The organism is Paenarthrobacter nitroguajacolicus, assembly GCF_029952445.1.
GTDB classification, from domain to species: domain Bacteria; phylum Actinomycetota; class Actinomycetes; order Actinomycetales; family Micrococcaceae; genus Arthrobacter; species Arthrobacter nitroguajacolicus_B.
The window spans coordinates 1-5,317 of the sequence record NZ_JAQPPK010000057.1 but is presented as its reverse complement, the minus strand read 5'-3'; the positions used below and the strand labels follow the sequence as shown (position 1 = coordinate 5,317).

5 protein-coding genes and 1 pseudogene are annotated in these 5,317 nt (G+C 62.4%); 2 read left to right on the top strand and 4 right to left on the bottom strand.

What is annotated here, in order from left to right; all coding sequences use genetic code 11:
- Positions 1–173: pseudogene (locus tag PJL15_RS22450) on the top strand (DUF222 domain-containing protein); the annotation flags it as partial.
- 141 nt (positions 174–314) lie between these two features.
- Here PJL15_RS22450 and PJL15_RS22445 read toward each other — a convergent pair.
- Both PJL15_RS22445 and PJL15_RS22440 read right to left on the bottom strand, forming a co-directional pair.
- Complete coding sequence (locus PJL15_RS22445; protein WP_281453340.1) at positions 315–1,502, bottom strand: 4-hydroxybenzoate 3-monooxygenase; 1,188 nt, start codon at positions 1,500–1,502, stop codon at positions 315–317.
- 116 nt (positions 1,503–1,618) lie between these two features.
- Positions 1,619–2,359, bottom strand: coding sequence for an IclR family transcriptional regulator (locus PJL15_RS22440; protein ID WP_281453339.1), 741 nt, complete (start codon positions 2,357–2,359; stop codon positions 1,619–1,621).
- A 191-nt stretch (positions 2,360–2,550) separates the two neighbouring features.
- Here PJL15_RS22440 and PJL15_RS22435 point away from each other — a divergent pair, with 191 nt between their 5' ends.
- Positions 2,551–3,819 (top strand): MFS transporter, encoded by a 1,269-nt coding sequence (locus tag PJL15_RS22435; protein ID WP_432443853.1) that lies wholly within the window; start codon positions 2,551–2,553, stop codon positions 3,817–3,819.
- Here the strand turns inward: PJL15_RS22435 and PJL15_RS22430 are convergent.
- Both PJL15_RS22430 and PJL15_RS22425 read right to left on the bottom strand, forming a co-directional pair.
- The gene (locus PJL15_RS22430; protein ID WP_281453337.1) at positions 3,816–4,235 is read right to left on the bottom strand and encodes an Hpt domain-containing protein; all 420 of its coding nucleotides are present in this window, start codon (positions 4,233–4,235) and stop codon (positions 3,816–3,818) included. The two genes, PJL15_RS22435 and PJL15_RS22430, sit on opposite strands and share 4 nt — an antisense overlap.
- The gene (locus tag PJL15_RS22425; protein ID WP_281453336.1) at positions 4,228–5,025 is read right to left on the bottom strand and encodes a signal peptidase I; all 798 of its coding nucleotides are present in this window, start codon (positions 5,023–5,025) and stop codon (positions 4,228–4,230) included. Before PJL15_RS22425 ends, PJL15_RS22430 begins: the two co-directional genes overlap by 8 nt.
- Positions 5,026–5,317 lie beyond the last annotated feature (292 nt).

Genomic DNA, 5,317 nt, shown 5'->3' with positions numbered 1-5,317 from the left:
CCACAGGAACCAACAACGGCACCCTCCTCTGCTCCCACCACCACCACCTCATCCACAAAGAACAATGGCGCATCACCATGGAAACCGGCACCCCATGGTTCATCCCCCCACCACACATCGACCCCCACCAAACACCCAGACGCAACCACCACCACACCCCACCCAAAACATAAGCACGGGCCCAATAGCATTGGGCTGATTCGACGGGTTAAGTAAACGGCGAAGCGCCCGACGAGGCTAAGCGGAAACCCAAACAGCCGCCCACGGGGGCGGCTGTCCGGTTCTTGATTTTGGTGTACTTCCCTACGCCGGAATCAACGCGACGTCGGCCATCCCGTGTACGACTCCGCCAGGTACGCCTTGGCGTGCTCCGACGAGACCACCGAGTGCAGCTCGCCAAGTTGGCGGGCGCGGTCGAAGTCGTCGGCTCCCGGAACGGTGTGCAGCATGGAAGTCATCCAGTACGAGAAATGCTGTGCTTTCCAGACCCTGTCCAGGGCGCGGTCGCTATATGAGTCGAGCAGCGCCATTGAACCGTTGGAGTAGAAGGAATCGAGACCCTCGAAGAGCACCCTGACATCGTGGATGGCCAGGTTGAGGCCCTTGGCCCCTGTGGGTGGGACCGTGTGGGCAGCGTCGCCGGCAAGGAAAAGGTTTCCGTGGCGCATCGGGGTGTGAACAAAGCTGCGGAAAGGGAGGACCATCTTTTCCAGGACCGGTCCTTCCTTGAGCTCAAAGCCGTTGCCATTGACGCGCTTGCGGAACTCGGACCAGATCCGTTCGTCGTCCCAGTCAGCCACGTTTTCCTTGGGGTCGCACTGGAAGTACATGCGCTGAACCGTTTCGGTGCGCTGGCTGATCAAGGCGAACCCGTCTTGTGAATTGGCGTAAATCAGTTCATCCGCGCTCCGCGGCGCTTCTGCCAGGATTCCGAACCAAGCGAAAGGGTATTCGTGGAAGTGCCATTTGCGGTTGGCTTCCGGGATCTGGAAGCGGCAGTGGCTGCGCGAGCCGTCGGCACCCACGAGGAAGTCGGCCTGGATCTCGAACTCCTGGCCTTCCGAGTCTGTGAACCAGACCTTCGGTTTTCCTTCGAGGTCATGGACCGTGGTGTCCTTGACGCTGTACCGGACGTCGCCGCCGTCGGCCTCCCTGCGGGCGGCGAGGTCCATGAAAACGTCCGTCTGCGGGTACAACCAAACGGATTCACCAACGAGTTCCTTGAAGTTGATGCGGTGGCTCTCTCCGTTGAAACGCAGTTCGATGCCGTCGTGGCGGTCGCCTTCGCGCAGCACCCGATCAGACACACCTGAGTCGACCAGCAGGTTCACTGTGCCGTGCTCGAGGATGCCGGCACGGACCGTCTCCTGAATGTCTTTGCGGCTGCGGATCTCGACCACCACGGAGTCGATTCCCTGCTTTGCCAACAAGTGGGAAAGCATGAGCCCAGCCGGGCCTCCACCCATGATGGCTACTTGGGTGGTGATGGGTGTGCGTGCCATGATTCCTCGCTTCGTTGCGTATCCCTGCGCTTCGGGTCACCGGGATGAGTCTGGAATCAGTGTCGCCTGCGAGGGGTGATTGGCGTTACATAGATTCCGTTGAATGGAAGTCAGGGCTAATTCCCCAGCTGACGCCCGATTCCTCGTGCCGCTGTCTGCAAAGCCGGGACCAGGGCCTGGAGCCGCATCTCAGCCAGGGGAACAACCACGCCAAGCGCCGCCACCGTCCGGCGCTTGGTGTCCATCACCGGCACGGCAATCCCCCACGTGTCCGGATCCACCACCCCAGCCAGCTGCGCATACCCTTGCTGGGCCGCTTCAGCCAGGAGATGACGGACGACGTCGGCAGTGACCTTCCCTGTCGGGTCCCGGAATTGCTTGAGGTACTCCGCCTGCAATTCCCGGGGCTGGTTGGACATGAGCGCAAGACCGGCCGACGAAATGTGGACTGGCATCCGCCCCGCGATCCGCGCCCGGTTGGCCACAGAGCCACGTCGGGAAAGACGCTCTACGAACAGTGCCTCCCATCCCTCGAGTACAGCCAGATTCACGTTCTGGTTCAGGACCTGCTGGATGTCCTCCATGAAGGGCATGGCAGCCTGGCGGAGAGCCAACGTCGGCGAATTGCGGTTGACGAGCTCCCATAAACGCAACCCCAGGCGCACTGTGCCGCCTGCGCCGAGGTCCAGTAGCCCCTGCTCCGAAAGCTGGCGGACCAGCCGGTGCGCCGAGGACAACGGGAGGCCTGCCCGCTCGGCGAGCTCGGTCAGTTGCAGTGATGTCACGCCCTCGGGGAACGCGGCGATCACCCGCACAACCCGCTCCACCACGGAGTCACCGGAAGCTGAGTTGGCCACCGTCCACCACCTTCCATAGGGCGCGCCTCGCTTGAGTCGCGAAAAACTCGCAAGCCCTGCCGGATGGCACGGCGCACAAACCTCGAATTCCATTCAATGGTAGAACGTGTGCCGCGTTACATGCAGGGGTGATACAAATCTCGTAACTGACCGGCCGTTCAGATAGCCGGCATTCACACAACGAGGACGTTATGCCAACGATGTCATCTGCCCGCCGCTCCCAATGGCCCGTGTGGCTTTGTTGGCTGGCCATGGTCCTGGACGGTTTCGACCTGGTGGTCCTTGGGACCGTCATACCAACACTGATCAAGACCGGAGAACTCGGCTTCGACGCCGTGGGGGCCACCTTCGCTGCCACGATTTCCCTGGTAGGTGTCGGCCTGGGCGCACTCTTCATTGCACCCCTCTCCGACAAGTTTGGCCGCCGCAAGCTCCTGATCGCCTGTGTGGCAGGCTTCTCGATATTCACCATCGGCGTGGCCTTCGCACCCAACGTGGCGGTGTTCTCGGTGTTGCGCCTCCTCGCCGGACTCGGCCTGGGAGCTTGCCTTCCCGCGGCCTTGGCCTACATGAACGACTACGCCCCGGCCGGGACAGCGGGAAAGTCCACCACCAGGACAATGACCGGATACCACGTAGGTGCGGTGGCCACGGCGCTGCTGGCCATCATCATCGTGCCCAACTGGCGCCTCATGTTCATCATTGGTGGTCTTGCCGGGCTGGTGCTCCTGCCATTCCTGTGGGCAAAGCTGCCCGAGTCACTGCCTGAAGCAGCCCCGGCCACGGCGGGCGAGGCAACCAAGCCTGCTTCCGCCGTCGAGCGTTCTGCCAGCAACGCCACCAAGACCGGTTTCCGGGACCTGCTCCAAAAGCCCTATCCAGTGGTTGCGCTGGGAATCGGCGTGGCGTCGTTTATGGGATTGCTGTTGGTTTATGGCCTCAACACGTGGCTGCCACAGCTGATGGCAGCCGCCGGATACCCCGTCAGCACTGGCCTGACATTGCTGCTCGTGCTGAACCTCGGCGCTGTTGCGGGGCTCTTCCTGGCCGGCGTCCTGGCCGATAAGCACGGGACCAAGAAGATCGTGCTGATGTGGTTCGGGTTGTCGGCGGTGTTCCTGGCCATCCTCAGCGTCAAAATCCCCAACGAATTCCTGCTCAATGCAGCCGTATTCGTTACGGGTATTTTCGTCTTCAGCTCGCAGGTGCTGGTGTACGCCTGGGTCAGCCAGCTCTTCCCGTCACGACTCCGCGGAACGGCCCTGGGTTTCGCCGCCGGAGTGGGCCGGCTCGGCGCAATCGTCGGCCCGGCTGTGACAGGAACGTTGGTTGCAGCCAATATCGCCTACCCGGCGGGCTTCTACGTGTTTGCCGCCGCAGGCGTACTTGCTGTGGCGGCACTGTTCCTGGTCCCACAAAAGGTCAGGAACACCGAGGAAGCTGTTACGGCTGACAACTAGCCGATCTTTGGATGGCGGGGACTCTGGCAAAGGGAGTCCTTTGCCGTCCCCAGCAGCTGCGGACCGGCGGCGAAGCACCGGTCGGTGGACTTCCTCAATTCCGGCAGTGCCTCTACCGCTGAGTCGAAGTGGTCTTCCCGGATCATCATCTCAATGGCCCGGCACTGGGTTTCGGTTTCCACTGCGCCCACCATGGCCGAGGAGATCTTGAGGCTGAGCACGGCGTCCATGCTGGCGTCGAGGTCATGGTGGCAAAGGCCATTGGAAATCCTGAGGAGCCGTCCAGGCAGCATGTTCAGGTAGGTGGAGAGGAAACGCAGCGCCAGCCGGGAGTCTCCCAACTCCTCGGCCAGCGCTTGCAGCTTGCACGGTTCCAGCGGATTCGACCCCTGCGGGGGTACCTCTTGCTCACTCACCGCTTACTGCCTGGGTCTGTGCGGCGCCCTCCGGCCACGTCTTGCTGGGGTCTTTGGTCCAGATGGAGGCGAGCATTCCGATCACAAGGATGGCCGGTGCGCCGTACATCAGGATGTTCAGCACCATCGGTTCGCGAAGGACACGGATCGCGTTGCCCACGTACGGGATGGTCGCAACTTGCTTGTCCACGGTCTTGCCCTGAAGGGTGGCAATCCAGGGGTCGATGCCGTTGTTGGCGTCGCCCTTGGTTTGCACGGCCACGCCGCCATCTGCCGTAGTAGTGATTTCGACAATGCGGTGGGTTTCCACCCGCTGGTCCTCAACCGGGATGTGGTAGGTGATGATGTCGCCCACCTTGATGTCCTGGATCAGTGTTGGAACGGTCACCACCACGTCTCCGGGGTTGATCAAGGGCGACATGGAACCGGTCAGCATGGTGGAGGTCTGGTAACCCAGGACACGCGGACCGATCGCCAGGAACAGGAACACCAGTGCGCCGATAACCAGCAGGCCCACAGCAACGACCTTCGCCACGGCCCCGGCAACGCGGCGGAAGGCGCTTTTGGTGGCCGGCGCTTCGCGGGTCTCGACGGCGGTCTCGACGACGGCGGTCGGCTCAACGACGGCGGCCTCGGCGGCGGCGGTCGGCTCAACGACGGCGGTCTCGGCGGCTGTGATGCTCACGGCGGTGGTGGTCCCTTTCCGGGCGGTGGCCTTGAAGGCTGAAGTGTTCGTAGCGGAACGCCGGCCATGGAGTGCTGGTCCGTTGAGGGTCTCGATGGTGCTCATGTCCTGGCGTTCCTTTCAGTCTGTGGGGCAGATCATTCAGTGGGGTAAATCGGTATCAGTGGAGCTAACAGCTAAGTGAAACTCGTACCGGCGGACCTGATCGGGCAGGGGGGCGCCCGACCAGGCCCGGCGGGGTTGGGGTGGCTTTGCGGCCGGCCGTGTTACTTGGTGGTTTCGGTGCGTTGGGTGCCGGTGAAGGCGAAGGCGATGGTGGAGGTTGCGCCTTGGAAGGTGTTGTCCGCGGTGGTGGGGAAGGCGGTGGTGACTTTGAGGTTGTCGGTTTTGGTGGAGG

Coding starts and splice junctions, on each gene's coding strand:
- PJL15_RS22445 (WP_281453340.1), bottom strand. CDS start 1,502: ATGGCACGCACACCCATCACCACCCAAGTAGCCATCATGGGTGGAGGC.
- PJL15_RS22435 (WP_432443853.1), top strand. CDS start 2,551: ATGCCAACGATGTCATCTGCCCGCCGCTCCCAATGGCCCGTGTGGCTT.
- PJL15_RS22425 (WP_281453336.1), bottom strand. CDS start 5,025: ATGAGCACCATCGAGACCCTCAACGGACCAGCACTCCATGGCCGGCGT.